General features: G+C 59.2%; 17 protein-coding genes. 11 read left to right on the top strand and 6 right to left on the bottom strand.

The genetic code is table 11. The features are described 5' to 3' along the window. Nucleotides 1–4: 4 nt before the first annotated feature. The gene (gene ligB, locus KB892_RS26205; protein WP_002922662.1) at nucleotides 5–1,681 is read right to left on the bottom strand and encodes an NAD-dependent DNA ligase LigB; all 1,677 of its coding nucleotides are present in this window, start codon (nucleotides 1,679–1,681) and stop codon (nucleotides 5–7) included. Nucleotides 1,682–1,939: 258 nt separating this feature from the next. On the opposite strand from ligB, the gene gmk reads away from it, so the two are divergent. The 7 genes from gmk (at nucleotide 1,940) to fpr (ending at nucleotide 9,769) form a co-directional block, all read left to right on the top strand. Beyond that, a complete protein-coding gene (gmk, locus tag KB892_RS26200; protein WP_002922664.1) occupies nucleotides 1,940–2,563 on the top strand; it encodes a guanylate kinase in 624 nt (207 codons plus the stop codon). A gap of 54 nt (nucleotides 2,564–2,617) precedes the next feature. Further along, nucleotides 2,618–2,893 (top strand): DNA-directed RNA polymerase subunit omega, encoded by a 276-nt coding sequence (gene rpoZ / locus KB892_RS26195; protein WP_000135058.1) that lies wholly within the window; start codon nucleotides 2,618–2,620, stop codon nucleotides 2,891–2,893. Nucleotides 2,894–2,911: 18 nt separating this feature from the next. Beyond that, nucleotides 2,912–5,032, top strand: a complete 2,121-nt coding sequence (spoT, locus tag KB892_RS26190; protein ID WP_004151503.1) for a bifunctional GTP diphosphokinase/guanosine-3',5'-bis pyrophosphate 3'-pyrophosphohydrolase — start codon at nucleotides 2,912–2,914, stop codon at nucleotides 5,030–5,032. 4 nt (nucleotides 5,033–5,036) lie between these two features. After that, nucleotides 5,037–5,726 carry a tRNA (guanosine(18)-2'-O)-methyltransferase TrmH gene (trmH, locus tag KB892_RS26185; RefSeq protein ID WP_002922901.1) on the top strand — a complete coding sequence of 230 codons (690 nt, stop codon included), beginning with the start codon at nucleotides 5,037–5,039 and terminating at the stop codon, nucleotides 5,724–5,726. 5 nt (nucleotides 5,727–5,731) lie between these two features. Then, on the top strand, nucleotides 5,732–7,813 hold the full coding sequence (gene recG, locus KB892_RS26180) for an ATP-dependent DNA helicase RecG (protein WP_004151504.1): 2,082 nt from the start codon (nucleotides 5,732–5,734) through the stop codon (nucleotides 7,811–7,813). A gap of 48 nt (nucleotides 7,814–7,861) precedes the next feature. Continuing rightward, on the top strand, nucleotides 7,862–8,872 hold the full coding sequence (glpX, locus tag KB892_RS26175) for a class II fructose-bisphosphatase (RefSeq protein WP_002922903.1): 1,011 nt from the start codon (nucleotides 7,862–7,864) through the stop codon (nucleotides 8,870–8,872). A gap of 150 nt (nucleotides 8,873–9,022) precedes the next feature. Next, nucleotides 9,023–9,769, top strand: a complete 747-nt coding sequence (gene fpr, locus KB892_RS26170; protein WP_002922904.1) for a ferredoxin--NADP(+) reductase — start codon at nucleotides 9,023–9,025, stop codon at nucleotides 9,767–9,769. Here the strand turns inward: fpr and KB892_RS26165 are convergent, their stop codons facing one another. Continuing rightward, complete coding sequence (locus tag KB892_RS26165) at nucleotides 9,770–10,198, bottom strand: DUF805 domain-containing protein (RefSeq protein WP_002922907.1); 429 nt, start codon at nucleotides 10,196–10,198, stop codon at nucleotides 9,770–9,772. A gap of 112 nt (nucleotides 10,199–10,310) precedes the next feature. Here KB892_RS26165 and KB892_RS26160 point away from each other — a divergent pair, with 112 nt between their 5' ends. Further along, nucleotides 10,311–10,913 (top strand): YiiQ family protein, encoded by a 603-nt coding sequence (locus tag KB892_RS26160; protein ID WP_002922908.1) that lies wholly within the window; start codon nucleotides 10,311–10,313, stop codon nucleotides 10,911–10,913. A gap of 109 nt (nucleotides 10,914–11,022) precedes the next feature. Next, on the top strand, nucleotides 11,023–11,790 hold the full coding sequence (gene tpiA / locus KB892_RS26155; protein WP_002922909.1) for a triose-phosphate isomerase: 768 nt from the start codon (nucleotides 11,023–11,025) through the stop codon (nucleotides 11,788–11,790). Nucleotides 11,791–11,882: 92 nt separating this feature from the next. On the opposite strand, the gene KB892_RS26150 is transcribed toward tpiA, so the two are convergent. From KB892_RS26150 to zapB, 4 genes are all read right to left on the bottom strand, one after another. Then, nucleotides 11,883–13,187, bottom strand: a complete 1,305-nt coding sequence (locus KB892_RS26150) for an SLC13 family permease (protein WP_004151505.1) — start codon at nucleotides 13,185–13,187, stop codon at nucleotides 11,883–11,885. Nucleotides 13,188–13,251: 64 nt separating this feature from the next. Continuing rightward, nucleotides 13,252–14,022 carry a CDP-diacylglycerol diphosphatase gene (locus KB892_RS26145; RefSeq protein ID WP_004218166.1) on the bottom strand — a complete coding sequence of 257 codons (771 nt, stop codon included), beginning with the start codon at nucleotides 14,020–14,022 and terminating at the stop codon, nucleotides 13,252–13,254. A 162-nt stretch (nucleotides 14,023–14,184) separates the two neighbouring features. After that, nucleotides 14,185–15,174, bottom strand: a complete 990-nt coding sequence (locus tag KB892_RS26140; protein ID WP_002922936.1) for a sulfate ABC transporter substrate-binding protein — start codon at nucleotides 15,172–15,174, stop codon at nucleotides 14,185–14,187. A 151-nt stretch (nucleotides 15,175–15,325) separates the two neighbouring features. Continuing rightward, nucleotides 15,326–15,571 carry a septal ring assembly protein ZapB gene (gene zapB, locus KB892_RS26135; protein ID WP_004150222.1) on the bottom strand — a complete coding sequence of 82 codons (246 nt, stop codon included), beginning with the start codon at nucleotides 15,569–15,571 and terminating at the stop codon, nucleotides 15,326–15,328. A gap of 442 nt (nucleotides 15,572–16,013) precedes the next feature. Between zapB and KB892_RS26130 the strand changes: the two genes are divergently transcribed. Continuing rightward, the gene (locus KB892_RS26130) at nucleotides 16,014–16,865 is read left to right on the top strand and encodes an MIP/aquaporin family protein (RefSeq protein WP_002922941.1); all 852 of its coding nucleotides are present in this window, start codon (nucleotides 16,014–16,016) and stop codon (nucleotides 16,863–16,865) included. 21 nt (nucleotides 16,866–16,886) lie between these two features. Next, entirely contained in the window at nucleotides 16,887–18,398 is a 1,512-nt protein-coding gene (glpK, locus tag KB892_RS26125) for a glycerol kinase GlpK (RefSeq protein ID WP_002922944.1), read from the top strand. The last annotated feature ends 58 nt before the right edge of the window (nucleotides 18,399–18,456 follow it).

Raw genomic sequence — 18,456 nt, 5'->3', positions numbered from 1 at the left:
CGCCTTAAAATCCGGGGATGCGCTGCCCGCTAAGCCATTGCGCCAGCGCCACCACGTCCGGATGGTGCAGGAAAGCCACCAGCTGGCGGGCTCTGATCTCCCCCACGCCCGGCAGCGTGCGCCATTGCGCTTCACTTTTTGCCGCCAGCAAATGCCAGTTCTCGCTTTCGAGCTGCGCCAGCGCCCCCTGCGGCACCGGGATCCCCATCGCCAGCACCCAGCGGATAAAAGGTCGTTTGCGAACAAGATCAAACTGATGCCAGAGGTGCTGCCCGCGGGCGGCGGAAATCCCTGGCACCGCCTGCAGCTGCTCAACGGTAAGCGCCAGCCAGGAAAAGATATGCGTCATCGGGTTTTGCTGCTGAATGACGCGCCATAAATTTTCCCCCACGCCATCGACATTCAGGGCGGACTTTGATGACAACCAGATCAGCCTGGAAAGAAACTGTTCGCTGCACTCAGGGGTGGCGAAATAGCAGGTTAGCGCATTAAATTTCGCCGGCGGCGGCGTCGGTTTATGGCGCTCGGCCGTCCGCCAGACGACGGCGTCGACCCGAGGAATACCCTGCCCTGCCAGACTGATCTGCAGCTGATCGCCAACCCCAATATCCAGCATCTGCCAGCGGGACACAGAGCCAACGTTAACCCGCTGCACGCGTTTATCATCCAGCCGCTGGGGCTCAAGCTCGGCCACCACGTTGAGTCTGCCGCTGCGGCCGGTACTGAAACGGATCGCCCGTACCTGCATCACCCGCGATGCCGGAGGATATTTCCAGGCAGCCAGCCACTCGCCCTTTCCGGGCGACCAGACTCGCCCTGGCGGCTCGCGTCCTTCGCGCACAATCACACCGTCGCTGACGAAGGGCAGCGGCGAGCGATACCAGCGCTGGCGCCACTGCGCCACCTGCTCGATGCTCGACACCGGGTGGGTATATTGCCCGCTGTACTTAAACCCCGCCTGCGTCAGCAGCTGCTGTCGACGGCGCATATCCGACGGGCCGTCTGGCCAGGCCCAGATAAAAACGTCCAGTTGACTGAGCGCCGCCGCCGCGTCGGCTCGCATCATCAACCCGGCGACTTTCGCCCGCGCGTTCATCCCCCCAGCCTGCTGCTGAACATGGCCGCCCCGGCGCAGAAACAGCTCCCCCTGCAGTACGCTGTCGGCCAGTTCACCGGTCATCACTTTCTCCAGCGCTGGGATCTGCCGGGCTCGGGCGGTCCATGCCTCACCGCGCAGACCATCGCCGCGGCTAATGGCCTGAACCAGACGCCCCTGGCGATAAACGAGAGTCACCGCCACGCCGTCCACTTTAGGCTGTATCCACAGGTCGGATTTATTTTTCATCCAGCGGGCAACGCTGTCCTCATCCGCCAGCTTGCGCACGCCGGTATGGGCCACCGGATGACGCGCATCGCCGGTGGGCGGAGGCAGATCGTCATCCTCAGGCGTCGCGCCCGGAAAGCATTGTCGCCACTGCGCCAGGCGCAGGGTGAGCTGGTCGTAAACGTCATCGCTCACTCCGCTGGCGCCCTGCCGCCAGTAAGCCTCTTTCCAGGCGACAATTTGCTGATGAAGGCGTGATGTCTCCTGCCTTCCTCTGGCCGGCGGCCAGTCCGGACACGTCGCCAGCGCGCTGGCAGAGAACATCCCTAACGCCAGCCACCACCCTCCTTTACGCATTGCAGTCCCCTCCTCCATCACCTGGCGGAGAGTCTGCTGCAGAATGCCGCGAGCCGCGACGGAAGCTTTTTCGCCTTGCGAAGCGCCTTCCAGGATTTACGCCTCTTTGCGGCAACGGCTGGCGAATTCAGGAAAACGGCAGGCAAAATGAAAGAAACAGCGGCAAAAAGTGTGACAATGACTGCGTCACGCCGCGGCGACGTGTATAATAGGCTCGTATGTAGGACCTCTTTCGATAACCACATACAAAAGACACTCATGGCTCAAGGCACGCTTTATATTGTTTCCGCCCCTAGCGGCGCGGGTAAATCCAGCCTGATTCAGGCTTTATTAAAAACCCAACCGTTGTATGACACCCAGGTATCGGTCTCCCATACCACGCGGGCGCCGCGTCCGGGTGAAGTGCACGGCGAACACTATTTCTTCGTGAATCACGACGAATTCCGCTCGATGATTGGCGAAAACGCGTTTCTGGAACATGCAGAGGTCTTTGGCAACTATTACGGCACGTCGCGTAAAGCGATCGAGCAGGTGCTGGCGACCGGCGTCGATGTCTTCCTCGATATCGACTGGCAAGGCGCGCAGCAGATCCGTAAAAGCATGCCCGGCGCGCGCAGTATTTTTATTCTGCCGCCGTCAAAAGATGAACTGGACCGTCGCCTGCGCGGCCGCGGCCAGGACAGCGAAGAGGTGATCGCGAAACGGATGGCCCAGGCCGTTGCGGAAATGAGCCATTACGCGGAATATGATTACCTGATTGTGAACGATGATTTTGACACCGCCCTGAGCGACCTGAAAAATATCATCCGCGCTGAACGTCTGCGCATGAGCCGCCAAAAGCAGCGACATGGCGCTTTAATCACCAAACTATTGGCAGACTGAACCCACATTCAGTATCATGCCCAGTCATTTCTTCACCTGTGGAGCATTTTAAGTATGGCACGCGTAACTGTTCAGGACGCTGTAGAGAAAATTGGTAACCGTTTTGACCTGGTACTGGTCGCCGCGCGTCGCGCTCGTCAGATGCAGGTTGGCGGAAAGGATCCGCTGGTACCGGAAGAAAACGATAAAACCACCGTTATCGCACTGCGCGAAATCGAAGAAGGTCTGATCAACAACCAGATCCTCGACGTACGTGAGCGCCAGGAACAGCAAGAGCAGGAAGCCGCTGAATTACAAGCCGTTACCGCGATTGCTGAAGGTCGTCGTTAATCACACAGCGGGTCGCCCTTGTATCTGTTTGAAAGCCTGAATCAGCTGATTCAAAACTACCTGCCGGAAGACCAGATTAAGCGTCTGCGGCAGGCGTATCTCGTTGCACGTGACGCTCACGAGGGTCAGACACGTTCAAGCGGTGAACCCTATATCACGCACCCGGTCGCGGTAGCCTGCATTCTGGCCGAGATGAAGCTCGACTATGAAACGCTGATGGCCGCGCTGCTGCATGATGTGATTGAAGATACCCCCGCCACCTACCAGGACATGGAACAGCTTTTTGGTAAAAGCGTCGCCGAGCTGGTAGAGGGGGTGTCGAAACTTGATAAGCTCAAGTTCCGCGATAAGAAAGAGGCGCAGGCCGAAAACTTTCGCAAAATGATCATGGCGATGGTGCAGGACATCCGCGTCATCCTCATCAAGCTTGCCGACCGCACCCACAACATGCGTACTCTGGGCTCGCTGCGCCCGGATAAACGCCGCCGCATCGCCCGCGAAACCCTGGAAATTTACAGCCCGCTGGCGCACCGTTTAGGCATCCATCACATCAAAACCGAGCTCGAAGAGCTGGGCTTTGAAGCACTGTACCCTAATCGCTACCGCGTCATTAAAGAGGTGGTCAAAGCGGCGCGCGGCAACCGTAAGGAGATGATTCAAAAGATCCTCTCCGAAATCGAAGGGCGTTTGCAGGAAGCAGGGATCCCCTGCCGCGTCAGCGGTCGCGAGAAGCATCTATACTCCATCTACTGTAAAATGGTGCTCAAAGAGCAACGTTTTCACTCGATCATGGATATCTACGCCTTCCGCGTTATCGTCCATGATGCCGATATCTGCTATCGCGTGCTCGGCCAGATGCACAGCCTCTACAAACCGCGTCCGGGTCGTTTTAAAGACTACATCGCCATTCCGAAAGCTAACGGCTATCAGTCTTTGCACACCTCGATGATCGGCCCCCACGGCGTCCCGGTCGAGGTACAAATTCGTACCGAAGACATGGACCAGATGGCGGAGATGGGGGTAGCGGCGCACTGGGCTTATAAAGAGCACGGCGGCGAAAGCAGCACCACCGCGCAAATCCGCGCTCAGCGCTGGATGCAAAGCCTGCTGGAGCTGCAGCAGAGCGCCGGTAGCTCGTTTGAATTTATCGAGAGCGTAAAATCCGATCTGTTCCCCGATGAGATTTACGTTTTCACCCCGGAAGGGCGCATTGTCGAACTGCCTGCCGGCGCCACGCCGGTGGACTTCGCCTACGCGGTGCATACCGATATCGGTCATGCCTGCGTCGGCGCGCGCGTCGACCGTCAGCCCTATCCGCTGTCGCAGCCGCTCTCCAGCGGTCAGACTGTCGAAATTATCACCGCGCCGGGCGCTCGCCCGAACGCCGCCTGGCTGAACTTTGTCGTCAGCTCGAAAGCGCGCGCCAAGATCCGTCAGCTGCTGAAAAACCTTAAGCGCGACGATTCGGTCAGCCTTGGCCGTCGTCTGCTCAATCACGCGCTGGGCGGAAGCCGCAAACTCGCCGAGATCCCACCGGAGAATATCCAGCGCGAACTCGATCGCATGAAGCTGGCCTCGCTTGACGATCTGCTGGCGGAAATCGGTCTGGGCAACGCGATGAGCGTCGTGGTGGCAAAAAACCTGCAGCAGGGCGAAGCCGCTGCGGCGCCGGTGCCGGCTAACGCGTCGAACCACGGTCATCTGCCAATCAAAGGCGCCGATGGCGTGTTGATCACCTTCGCCAAGTGCTGTCGCCCGATCCCAGGTGACCCGATTATCGCCCACGTCAGTCCGGGTAAAGGGTTGGTTATCCACCATGAATCCTGTCGTAACATTCGCGGCTACCAGAAAGAGCCGGAGAAATTTATGGCGGTTGAGTGGGATAAAGAGACCGCTCAGGAGTTCATCACCGAAATCAAGGTGGACATGTTTAACCACCAGGGCGCGCTGGCTAACCTGACGGCGGCGATCAACACCGCGTCTTCCAATATCCAGAGCCTGAATACGGAAGAGAAAGATGGCCGCGTATACAGCGCCTTTATCCGCCTGACCGCGCGCGACCGCGTGCATCTGGCGAATATCATGCGCAAAATCCGCATCATGCCGGACGTGATTAAAGTCACCCGTAACCGAAACTAGCTTTATGAACTCAAAGCGCTACGAGCGTATCTGCGAGATGCTCGCCAGGCGTCAGCCTGACCTGACGGTCTGCATGGAGCAGGTCCATAAGCCTCATAACGTCTCTGCGGTCATCCGGACCGCAGATGCCGTTGGCGTACACGAAGTGCATGCCGTCTGGCCGAGCAGCCGGATGCGTACCATGGCCTCCGCCGCCGCGGGCAGCAACAGCTGGGTGCAGGTTAAAACCCACCGCACTATCGCAGATGCCGTCAGCCACCTGAAAGGCCAGGGCATGCAAATTCTCGCCACTCACCTTTCCGACAAAGCCATCGATTTTCGTGAAATCGACTATACGCGTCCAACCTGCATCCTGATGGGCCAGGAGAAAACCGGCATCACCCAGGAAGCGCTGGCGCTGGCCGATCAGGACATCATTATCCCGATGATCGGCATGGTGCAGTCGCTGAACGTCTCCGTCGCCTCGGCGCTGATCCTCTACGAGGCGCAGCGCCAGCGGCAGAATGCCGGGATGTACCAACGCGCCAACAGCATGCTGCCGCCACAAGAGCAGCAGCGCCTGCTGTTCGAAGGCGGCTATCCGGTGCTGGCCCGCGTCGCCAGACAAAAAGGTCTGCCTTACCCCCACGTTAACGAGCAGGGCGAAGTGGAAGCCGATGCCGCGTGGTGGGCCACCATGCAGGCTGCGAGGTAAACCCAATGTCAGGCCGCCTGTTAGATGCCGTTCCGCTCAGTTCACTCACCGGTGTGGGCGCTGCGCAGAGCAGCAAACTGGCGAAGATTGGCCTGCATACGGTACAGGATCTGCTGCTGCACCTGCCTTTACGCTACGAAGATCGCACCCATCTTTACCCGATAGCCGAGCTGCTTCCCGGAGTTTATGCCACCGTGGAAGGTGAAGTGCTCAACAGCAATATCACCTTCGGCGGCCGGCGGATGATGACCTGCCAGATCAGCGATGGCACCGGCATCCTCACCATGCGCTTTTTCAACTTCAACGCGGCGATGAAAAACAGCCTCGCGACCGGTCGTCGGGTGCTGGCCTACGGTGAAGCCAAACGCGGGAAGTACGGCGCCGAGATGATCCACCCGGAATATCGCGTCCAGGGCGATATGAGCACCCCGGAGCTGCAGGAAACGTTAACCCCAGTCTATCCGACCACCGAAGGCATCAAGCAGGCGACCCTGCGCAAGCTCACCGATCAGGCGCTTGAGCTCCTGGAAACCTGCGCGATTAGCGAACTCCTGCCGCCGGAGCTGGCGCAGGGGATGATGAGCCTGCCGGAGGCGCTGCGTACGCTGCACCGCCCGCCTCCCTCCTTGCAACTTAGCGAGCTGGAAAGCGGCAAGCACCCGGCGCAGCAGCGTCTGATTCTGGAAGAGCTGCTGGCGCATAACCTCAGCATGCTGGCGCTGCGGGCAGGCGCCCAGCGCTATCACGCCCTGCCGCTCGGCGCCAACGATACCCTGAAAAACCAACTGCTGGCCTCCCTGCCCTTTAAGCCCACCGGCGCGCAGGCGCGGGTTACCGCCGAGATTGAACACGATATGGCGCTGGACGTGCCGATGATGCGCCTGGTGCAGGGCGACGTTGGCTCCGGTAAAACGCTGGTCGCTGCCCTGGCCGCCTTGCGCGCTATCGTCCACGGCAAACAGGTGGCGCTGATGGCGCCCACCGAACTGCTTGCCGAGCAGCATGCCAATAACTTCCGCAACTGGTTCGAACCGCTGGGTATTGAAGTCGGCTGGCTGGCGGGCAAACAGAAAGGCAAAGCCCGCCAGGCGCAGCAGGAGGCTATCGCCAGCGGCGAGGTGCAGATGATTGTCGGCACCCACGCCATCTTCCAGGAGCAGGTGCAGTTTAACGGCCTGGCGCTGGTGATTATTGACGAACAGCACCGCTTCGGCGTGCATCAGCGGCTGGCGCTGTGGGAGAAAGGTCAGCAGCAGGGATTCCACCCGCATCAGCTGATCATGACCGCCACGCCGATCCCCCGCACCCTGGCGATGACCGCCTACGCCGATCTGGACACCTCGATTATCGACGAGCTGCCGCCAGGCCGAACTCCGGTGACCACCGTCGCCATCCCCGACACCCGGCGCAGCGATATTATCGACCGCGTGCGCAACGCCTGTACCCATGAAGGTCGCCAGGCCTATTGGGTCTGTACGCTGATTGAAGAGTCCGATCTGCTGGAAGCCCAGGCGGCGGAAGCCACCTGGGAAGAGCTCAAACTGGCGCTGCCGGAGCTCAATATCGGCCTCGTCCACGGGCGGATGAAACCGGCGGAGAAGCAGGCGGTGATGCAGGCCTTCAAGCAGGGCGAGATGCATCTGCTGGTAGCCACCACGGTGATTGAAGTCGGTGTCGACGTGCCTAACTCAAGCCTGATGATTATCGAAAACCCGGAACGTCTGGGTCTGGCGCAGCTGCACCAGCTCAGAGGGCGCGTCGGGCGCGGCGCGGTCGCTTCCCACTGCGTGCTACTCTATAAATCGCCGCTCTCCAAAACGGCGCAGAAACGTCTGCAGGTCCTGCGCGACAGCAACGATGGTTTCGTCATTGCCCAGAAAGACCTCGAAATTCGCGGTCCCGGCGAGCTGCTCGGCACCCGCCAGACCGGCAACGCCGAATTTAAAGTGGCGGACTTACTGCGCGATCAGGCGATGATCCCCGATGTCCAGCGCATTGCTCGCCACATTCATGAACGCTATCCGCTGCAGGCCCAGGCGCTTATCGAGCGCTGGATGCCGGAAACCGAACGCTATTCCAACGCGTAGCGCGCTTTTGCCGCGCTGCGGGCAACTTTTCTACACAACGAGTGGATTATGAAACGAGAACTGGCCATCGAATTTTCGCGTGTCACCGAAGCCGCCGCGCTGGCGGGCTATAAATGGCTGGGCCGCGGCGATAAGAATACCGCCGACGGCGCAGCGGTTAACGCCATGCGCATTATGCTTAACCTCGTCAATATCGACGGCACCATCGTCATCGGCGAGGGCGAAATCGATGAAGCGCCGATGCTTTATATCGGCGAAAAAGTGGGTACCGGCAAGGGCGATGCGGTAGATATCGCCGTCGATCCCATCGAAGGCACCCGCATGACGGCGATGGGCCAGGCCAACGCCCTGGCGGTGATGGCGGTCGGCGATAAGGGCTGCTTCCTCAACGCGCCGGATATGTATATGGAAAAGCTGATCGTCGGCCCGGGCGCTAAAGGCGCTATCGATCTCAATCTGCCGCTGGAAGAGAACCTGCACAATATCGCCCGCGCCCTGAACAAGCCGCTGGGCGAGCTGACCGTCACCGTGCTGGCGAAACCGCGCCACGACGCGGTCATTGCCCAGCTGCAGCAGCTGGGCGTGCGCGTGTTCGCTATTCCCGATGGCGACGTCGCGGCCTCTATTCTCACCTGCATGCCGGATAGCGAAGTCGACGTACTGTACGGCATCGGCGGCGCGCCGGAAGGGGTGGTTTCCGCCGCGGTGATCCGCGCCCTCGACGGGGATATGCAGGGGCGCCTGCTGGCTCGCCACCACGTGAAGGGCGATAACGAAGAGAACCGCCGCATCGGTGAAAATGAGCTGGCGCGCTGCAAAACCATGGGCATTGAAGCGGGCAAAGTGCTGCGTCTGGATGAAATGGCGCGCAGCGATAACGTCGTCTTCTCCGCCACCGGGATCACCAAAGGCGATCTGCTGGACGGCATCACCCGCAAGGGCAACATGGCCACCACCGAGACGCTGCTGATCCGCGGCAAGTCGCGCACTATCCGTCGTATCCAGTCGATTCATTACCTCGACCGTAAAGATCCAGACATCCAGCAGCACATCCTGTAATACCGCTTTTTCTCTCCCAGGCAACCGTCCGCAGGCGGTTGCCCTGTTCTTCGTTTATATTTGATCAATAGAGCTTTCTTGCGCCTTCGGGGTGGAAATCTGGCTCGTCTGGACCGAAGATAAGGCATCGCTTGGCAACAGGAGAAGACGATGGCGGACTGGGTTAGCGGCAAAGTGACAAAAGTGGAGTACTGGACGGACGCCTTGTTCAGTTTATACGTGCGGGCGCCTGTTCATCCGTTTACCGCCGGGCAATTTACCAAGCTCGGGCTGGAAATCGACGGCGAACGCGTGCAGCGCGCCTACTCCTACGTCAACGCCCCCGGCAATCCCGACCTCGAGTTCTATTTGGTCACCGTCCCGGAAGGCAAGCTGAGCCCGCGTCTGGCGTCGCTGAAGCCGGGCGATGAAGTCCTGGTGGTGAGTGAAGCGGCAGGTTTCTTCGTCCTCGAGGAGGTACCGGATTGCGATACCCTGTGGATGCTGGCGACCGGCACTGCGCTGGGGCCGTACCTGTCAATTTTGCAGGAAGGCAAGGACCTTGAGCGCTTTAATAACCTGGTGCTGGTCCACGCCGTCCGCTACGCCGCGGACCTGAGCTATCTGCCGCTAATGCGCGAACTGGAGCAGCGCTATGCCGGCAAACTCCGTATTCAGACGGTGGTCAGCCGCGAAACCGTGGAAGGCTCGCTGACCGGCCGGGTGCCGTTTCTGATTGAAACCGGCGCGCTGGAAGAGGCCGTCGGCCTGCCGATGACCACCGACACCAGCCATGTGATGCTGTGCGGCAACCCGCAAATGGTGCGCGATACCCAACAGCTGTTAAAAGAGACCCGGCAGATGACCAAACATCTGCGTCGCCGGCCGGGCCATATGACGGCGGAGCACTACTGGTAATCAGGCGTCCGCTTTCCAGCGCACGTCCTGGGTCTCCTTGCCGAACTTATTCTCGCCCTGGGTGCCGACAAACGCCCCCAGGTCGATCAGCATCATGACGATAATCAGCGTTGGCACAAAGCGCCCGACGCCCCACTGCCAGACCTGCGGCAACATCGCCCAGTTCCCCGCCAGCAGCATCCACGCCAGAACCATCAGCAGCGCCCACAGCCCGGATTTGCCGCGATCGTGCAGTCGCTTGACCACCACCGCCGCCGTCGGCCACAGCAGGCAGACGATAATAAACGCCGCCGTCTGCAGGTTGAGCAGATTGCTGCCTGCCAGGGTAAACAAGGCGCTCATGGTCACCAGCCAGATGGCAATCCAGATCCAGAAATCGCGGCGGCCAATGCGCCCTTTAATTGAGAATAACCACTGCTGTAGGGTCATGCGTTTTTCCTTATCATCATCGTCTGCGTAGTTTACCCTGGCGTCGTGACTTTTTGACAAGCGCCGCGCTTCCCGATTTAATCGTCAGCAGGCAAAAAAAGGAACGACGGGCATGAAGAAGTGGACAATTTTGTGGTTAAGTGGGCTGATGGGCCTTGCCGTCGGCCCGCACGCGTTGTCCGCAGAGAGCGAATCGACGACCGCGGCAGCGCCCTACCTGCTCGCCGGCGCGCCGAGCTTTGACCAGTCGATCAGTCAGTTCCGCGAGAAATTCAACGCCGATAACCCAAAGCTGCCTCTGAACGAATTCCGTTCCATCGCCACCAGTCGCGATCGGGCTAACCTGACCCGCGCCGCCAGCAAAATTAACGAAAATCTCTATGCCTCCACCGCGCTGGAGCGCGGCACGCTGAAGATCAAATCCATGCAGATCACCTGGCTGCCGATCCAGGGGCCGGAGCAAAAGGCGGCCAGGACCAAAGCGCTGGAGTATATGAGCGCCATGATCCGCGCCTTCGTGCCGACTTTTAGCCAGGCGCAAAGCCAGCAAAAACTGCAGAAACTGCTGGCCGCCGGCAAGGGCAAGCGCTACTTCGCCGATACCGAAGGCGCCGTGCGCTATGTGGTGGCAGATCATGGGGAAAAGGGCCTGACCTTCGCCATTGAACCGATTAAGCTGGCGCTATCTGAAACGCTGGAAGGTAACAATAAATGACAAAAAGCAAAGCCTTTCCAGTGACGAGTCTCTATACTGTTTCACAGACCATGCTGCCCTCTGGGGCGGCTATATTCCTTAATTCGCTTAAGTAGCGTGGAGAATTAAAATGCGACATCCTTTAGTGATGGGTAACTGGAAACTGAACGGCAGCCGCCACATGGTAAACGAACTGGTTGCGAACCTGCGTACCGAGCTGGCTGGCGTAAGCGGCTGTGCAGTTGCCATCGCCCCGCCGGAAATGTATCTGGACCTGGCTAAGCGCGCGGCAGAAGGCAGCCACATTCACCTGGGCGCGCAGAACGTTGACGTGAACCTGTCCGGCGCATTCACCGGTGAAACCTCCGCCGAAATGCTGAAAGATATCGGCGCGCAGTACATCATCATCGGCCACTCCGAGCGTCGTACCTACCACAAAGAATCCGACGAGCTGATCGCGAAGAAATTCGCCGTGCTGAAAGAGCAGGGTCTGACCCCGGTTCTGTGCATCGGTGAAACCGAAGCCGAAAACGAAGCGGGCAAAACGGAAGAAGTTTGCGCACGTCAGATCGACGCCGTGCTGAAAACCCAGGGCGCTGCCGCTTTCGAAGGCGTGGTTATCGCTTACGAACCAGTATGGGCTATCGGTACCGGCAAATCAGCGACCCCGGCTCAGGCGCAGGCGGTGCACAAATTCATCCGTGACCACATTGCTAAAGCTGACGCCAAAATCGCTGAGCAAGTGATCATCCAGTACGGCGGTTCCGTTAACGCTGGCAACGCCGCAGAGCTGTTCACCCAGCCGGACATCGACGGCGCGCTGGTTGGCGGCGCCTCCCTGAAAGCTGACGCTTTCGCGGTGATCGTTAAAGCAGCAGAAGCAGCGAAAAAAGCGTAATTCGCTTTTCCCGGTGGCGACACGCGACCGGGTTGACTGACAAAACGTGGGAGCCCGGCCTAGCACAGCGCAAGCCGGGCTTTCTTTTGCCGTTACAGTTTCCCCAACAGCTGATACCAGGCGTAGTCCAGCGGCAGTAAAATCAGATAACTCACCGCCGCCAGCGCCAGACACAGTTGCATCCCCGCCCTCGCCGGGACCTTGCCTAACCCCATCGCCACCACGATCGGCGACGCCTGATAGGGCAGCAGCGGCGTGGAATAGCCCAGCACCTGAATCATAATCACGCTTAGCAGCGGAAAACCGGTGGCGTCGGCAAAGCTCTGGGCAAAGGTGGTATACAGCGCCGGCACGCCGTTGGCGGTCATAATAAAGTTCAGCGCGCTGGTTATCCCGGTCAGGGCGAGAAAGCTGGTGAAAGGATTGTCTTTATCCAGGGGCATCACCTGCAGCAGCGCATTGCCCACTGCGCCGCCAATCCCGGTTTGGGTGACGGCGATCGCTAGCCCCAGAATCCCGGCGACGTAAATGCAGGTGCGCATATTCACCCCGCTGGCAAACTCCTCGCCGTTGATAAAGCCCACCCGCGGCAGCAGCGTGATCACAGCCGCCGCCAGGCCGGTCCACGCCGGGCCGACGCCGTGCCAGCTCTCGGTCACCCATAGCGAGAGGACCACCGCCAGCAGCCACGCCAGACGTTTCTCGTCGCGGCTCATCGGCGGCAGCGGCGCCAGGTCGCGCGGTGGATGCGGCTTGCCGGGAAAAAGCCAGCAAATCAGCGCCACCAGCACCGCCCCTTTCAGCCAGCCAAGCACCGGCGTATGCAGCAGTAAATAGGGAACATAATTCAGATGGATACCGTACGAGCCTTCCGCCGCGCCACTCATCACCAGATTCGGCACGTTGGCGGGCAAAATCGTCGCTGACAGCTGAAAGGTGCCGAACCCCACCGCCAGCGCCAGGCCGAACCAGCCGCGGCTGCCGTCGGCAATGCCCGCGCGGCGGGCCATCGCCGCCACGATCGGCATCAGCAGCGCGATGCGCCCCATGTTGGAGGGCATCACGAACGCCAGGGCGTAGCTCAGGAGTACCACGCTGGCGACCATCCGCGGCCAGGAGTCGGTGAGCCTGGCCGACAGCGCCTGCGCCGCCCGGTCCGCCAGTCCGGTTTTACGGATGGCGATGCCGAGCACAAAGCCGCTGAACACCAGCCAGAACGCCGAAGAGGCAAAGCCGCCGAAGATCACCTCCGGCGGAGCGATTTTCGCCATCATTGCCGCTGCGAAGAACAGCAGCGCGGTGATAAATTCCGGCAGCAGCGACGTCGCCCAGAGCACGATGGTGACGCCGACAATCAATGAAGGAAGGAACAGCGGGTGGGTAAGCCAGAGCGACATGCCTGTCTCCTGTCGTTTTTTTCAGCAAGAATACGACGACAGGTAAGACAGGTAAACGCCAGAACTAGTGGTTTGCGTTAAGGATGGCGCAGCGATGATCCTGAATTTCTTCCGCTGAAGCCCGGTTCAGGGTCAGCAGGTTACGCTCCGTCGCCAGCAGCACCAGCGAGCCGTCGCTCTGTTGCGCCATTGCCAGCGCGAAGCGTCCCATATGCTGGCGCGCCTCCGGCACCTCTTCCGCCAGCATCAGGAACGGGCTACGCTGGGCCAGCTCCGCCTCCGTCACCCGGCGCGCCAGGTATTCGTGGCCCTGAAGCCCGCCCGGTAACGGCAGCCAGCGGCTGCTGATCGCTGCGGCATCCTTATCTAACTGCACGCGCACATCGGGGCGCAGGCAGGAGATATGAATATGGAAATGGTTTTGCGTACGTCCACTGCGCGAGTTGATCGCCAGCGATACCGCGTTATCAGGAACCGGCGCGCCGTGGCGCTGGCTCATGATTTCACGCCCCTGCCAGGCCTGCCAGAAAAAGTTCGGCGTCAACGGATCCAGCAGCAGCGGGCTTTCGGTGCCGTTGATGCGGTAGGTCGGCATCAGCAAATACTGCAGCGGGCCGTTACGGTCTTTAAACAGCACATAGCCGCCCTTGAGGTTCACTTCCGCGCACGGCGACGGGTTTTGCTGCTGTTGCTGATGGGGTACGCACTGCTGCAGGACAATCTTGCGTAATGCGTCCGGGTTGCCAGAGTGCAGCCAGTAGTAGCCGCCCGCCAGCGCCGCGAGGATCGCCACCAGCAGCGCCAGCAAAAAGTATCTTACTCTTCTCATTTTCATTCCCTGTTAAGCCTGAAGCGGAAGAGTAGCGTAATTTGATGACTAAATGAAAACAGATGGTGGACGGGGCGTTGTCCCGGGTGGCGGCTGACGCCTTACCCGGGCTACGCACCGCGCAAAACTATAGCCCTGCTAAGCGTAGCGCAAGCAGGGACAAGAGAATTAACGCTGGCTAATCTGGTCGAAGGTGCCGCCGTTGGAGAAGTGCTCTTTCTGCGCTTTCGTCCAGCCGCCGAACTCCTGATCGATGGTAAACAGCTTCAGTTTCGGGAATTCGTTAGCATATTTCTTCGCCACATTCGGATCGCGCGGGCGGTAGAAGTTCTTCGCCGCAATCTCCTGGCCTTCCGGCGAGTAGAGATACTTCAGGTACGCTTCCGCCACCTGGCGCGTGCCTTTCTTATCCACCACTTTGTCGACCACCGAGACGGTCGGCTCAGCCAGAATCGACTCACTTGGGGTCACGATTTCAAACTTGTCTTTGCCCAGTTCGTTGGTCGCCAGCAGCGCTTCGTTTTCCCAGGCGATCAGTACGTCGCCGATGCCGCGTTCTACGAAGGTATTGGTCGAACCGCGCGCGCCGGAGTCCAGCACTTCCACGTTTTTATACAGCGCCTTGACGAATTCCTGGGCTTTCGCCTGGTCGCCGTGATTCTGATGCAGGGCATAGCCCCAGGCCGCCAGGTAGTTCCAGCGGGCGCCGCCGGAGCTTTTCGGGTTCGGGGTAATGACCGACACGCCCGGTTTGATCAGATCGTTCCAGTCATGGATCTGTTTCGGATTGCCCTTGCGGACGAGGAACACGATGGTGGAGGTATACGGCGCAGAGTTATCCGGCAGGCGTTTCAGCCAGTTTTTATCGATGCGGCCGCGTTCGGCAATAGCGTCGACATCGTAGGCCAGCGCCAGCGTGACCACATCCGCTTCAATACCGTTAATCACCGAGGTCGCCTGTTTGCCAGAGCCACCATGCGACTGGCGGATCACCACGTTGTCGCCGGTCTCCTGCTTCCAGTGTGCGCTAAACGCTTTGTTGTACTGTTCGTACAGCTCGCGCGTTGGATCATAAGATACGTTTAATAGCTGAATGTCTTTTGCCAGAACGCTGGCGGATGCCAGCAACAGAGTTAACCCTACGCCCCACTTATTCATCGCACCGCTCTCTTTATGTGTGTTGTGATGGGTTAAGCGTGCCAGAAAGCGATTCAATGATTAAAGAATAAAAAAAGATTGGCTATAACTTGCGGATATAAAGACGCGAGTAAGGATGACCCCCTCCCGGGCGGGAGAGGGCGCGAAGCGATTAGACTTCTTCCATGCGACCCAGCAGCGCCTGCAGACGTTCCTGCCAGCCCTGCTGCTGCTCTTTCAGCTGGCTGTTTTCGCGCTCCAGCTCTTCACGACCATGCTGCGCGCTCTGAACTTCCTGCACCAGGGTGTTGTTCTTTTCTTTCAGCTCTTCGATTTCCATCTGCAACAGAGTGATGGTATCAATCGCCTGCTGAACCTTAGATTCTAATTTCTCAAACACTTCTAATGACATCGTCATACCTCTCCTGAACTTGCAAGGCGTTGATAGAAACTCGTGTTTCGTATACGCGGTCCCGCCTTAACGAAAATTAGCGCACATAGCGGTGTTATCGTCGATTGTATGAATCCCCGCCGCCCCTGTCCAGCGGCAAGCCGCGTAGATTGCGGTTTGCAACACTTTTCAGTCTTTACCTGGTGCTTTCAGCGCAGTTCGCTCGTAGTTCATGGGTCAATGTTAATTTTATGGTTAACAAAATGCGTGGTGAAACGCTCCGGCAGCGCTCTCGATGCGCGCAAATGGCGCGAAAACGCTCATTTTCTTGACGAGGTACACACATTTGAAGTTCGATATTTCTCGTTTTTGCTCGTTAACGATAAATTAACACTATGCCTACATGGCAATATGGTCGTCTGTGACCACCCTACATACAATAATCATCACCACGCTTCAGGATTCGATTATGAGCCAAACATCAACCTTAAAAGGCCAGTGCATCGCAGAGTTCCTCGGTACCGGGTTGTTGATCTTTTTCGGCGTTGGGTGCGTGGCTGCGCTCAAGGTCGCGGGAGCCAGCTTCGGACAATGGGAAATCAGCATCATCTGGGGTCTGGGCGTCGCCATGGCGATCTACCTGACCGCCGGGGTCTCCGGTGCGCACCTTAACCCAGCGGTGACTATCGCGCTGTGGCTGTTCGCCTGCTTCGAAGGCCGCAAAGTGGTTCCTTTTATTATTTCGCAATTCGCTGGCGCCTTTTGCGCTGCGGCATTAGTTTACGGGCTTTACTACAATCTTTTCCTCGATTATGAAACCACCCACCATATGATTCGCGGCAGCGTGGAAAGCCTCGATCTGGCCGGCATTTTCTCCACTTACCCGAACCCGCACATCAATTTTGTGCAGGCCTTCGCGGTAGAGATGGTGATTACCGCTATCCTGATGGGCGTCATCCTGGCGCTGACCGACGATGGCAACGGCATACCGCGCGGCCCGCTGGCCCCTCTGCTGATTGGCCTGCTGATTGCGGTGATTGGCGCCTCCATGGGACCGCTGACCGGCTTCGCCATGAACCCGGCGCGTGACATCGGCCCGAAAGCCTTCGCCTGGCTGGCGGGGTGGGGTGACGTCGCCTTCACCGGCGGCAAAGATATTCCTTATTTCCTGGTGCCGCTGTGCGCACCGGTGGTCGGCGCGGCGCTGGGCGCATTCAGCTATCGTAAGCTGATTGGCCGTCACCTGCCTTGCGACACCTGCGTGGAGGAAGAGCAACAGAGCCCCTCCTCTTCCACCGCTCAACATAAAGCTTCGCTGTAATCTGACTACGGGACACCGACTATGACCGACAAAAAATATATCGTTGCGCTTGACCAGGGCACTACCAGCTCCCGGGCCGTTGTGATGGATCATGATGCCAATATCGTCAGCGTCTCCCAGCGAGAATTTGAACAAATTTATCCTAAGCCAGGCTGGGTCGAACACGACCCGATGGAAATCTGGGCTTCCCAAAGCTCGACGCTGGTCGAAGCGCTGGCCAAAGCGGATATCAACTCCGATCAGATCGCGGCCATCGGCATCACCAATCAGCGTGAGACCGTGGTGGTGTGGGAGCGAGAGACCGGTAAACCCATCTACAACGCTATCGTCTGGCAGTGCCGCCGTACCGCGGAGATCTGCGAGCAGCTCAAGCGTGACGGGATGGAAGAGTATATCCGCAAGGCCACAGGCCTGGTGGTGGACCCGTACTTCTCCGGCACCAAGGTGAAATGGATCCTCGACCATGTCGAAGGTTCCCGTGAGCGTGCGAAGCGCGGCGAGCTGCTGTTCGGCACCGTTGACACCTGGCTTATCTGGAAGATGACCCAGGGCCGCGTGCACGTCACCGACTACACCAACGCCTCGCGTACCATGCTGTTCAACATTCACGACCTCGACTGGGACGACAAGATGCTCGACGCGCTGGACATTCCGCGCGCCATGCTGCCGGAAGTGCGCAAGTCTTCCGAAGTGTACGGCCAGACCAACATCGGTGGTAAAGGCGGGACCCGTATTCCTATCGCCGGGATCGCCGGTGACCAGCAGGCGGCCCTGTTCGGCCAGCTGTGCGTCAAAGAAGGGATGGCGAAAAACACCTACGGCACCGGCTGCTTTATGCTGATGAATACCGGCGAAAAAGCGGTCACCTCCACCCACGGTCTGCTGACCACCATCGCCTGCGGCCCGCGCGGCGAGGTGAACTACGCTCTGGAAGGGGCGGTGTTTATGGCCGGCGCGTCTATTCAGTGGCTGCGCGACGAGATGAAGCTCATCAGCGATGCCTTCGACTCCGAGTACTTCGCCACCAAAGTGAAGGATACCAACGGCGTATACGTGGTACCCGCGTTCACCGGTCTTGGCGCACCGTACTGGGACCCGTATGCCCGCGGCGCGATTTTCGGCCTCACCCGCGGCGTGAACTCCAACCACATTATCCGTGCGACGCTGGAGTCCATCGCCTTTCAGACCCGCGACGTGCTGGAAGCGATGCAGGCTGACTCCGGCATTCGTCTGCACGCCCTGCGCGTAGACGGCGGCGCGGTGGCTAACAACTTCCTGATGCAGTTCCAGTCCGATATCCTCGGCACCCGTGTCGAGCGTCCGGAAGTACGCGAAGTGACGGCGCTGGGCGCGGCCTATCTGGCCGGTCTGGCGGTCGGTTTCTGGCAGAATCTGGATGAACTGCAGGAGAAAGCGGTGATTGAGCGCGAATTCCGCCCGGGGATTGAAACTACTGAGCGTAACTATCGTTACAGCGGCTGGAAGAAAGCGGTGAAACGCGCGTTAGCGTGGGAAGAGCACGACGAAGCGTAAGATTGTGAAGTTATTCCCGGCTTGCGGCGTAAACGCCTGAGCCGGGCTACAAAACCCC

Source organism: Klebsiella sp. P1927, assembly GCF_018204675.1.
Taxonomy (GTDB): Bacteria; Pseudomonadota; Gammaproteobacteria; order Enterobacterales; family Enterobacteriaceae; genus Klebsiella; species Klebsiella pneumoniae.
The sequence above is the reverse complement of the archived record's forward strand: the minus strand, read 5'-3'. Positions and strand labels throughout refer to the sequence as shown.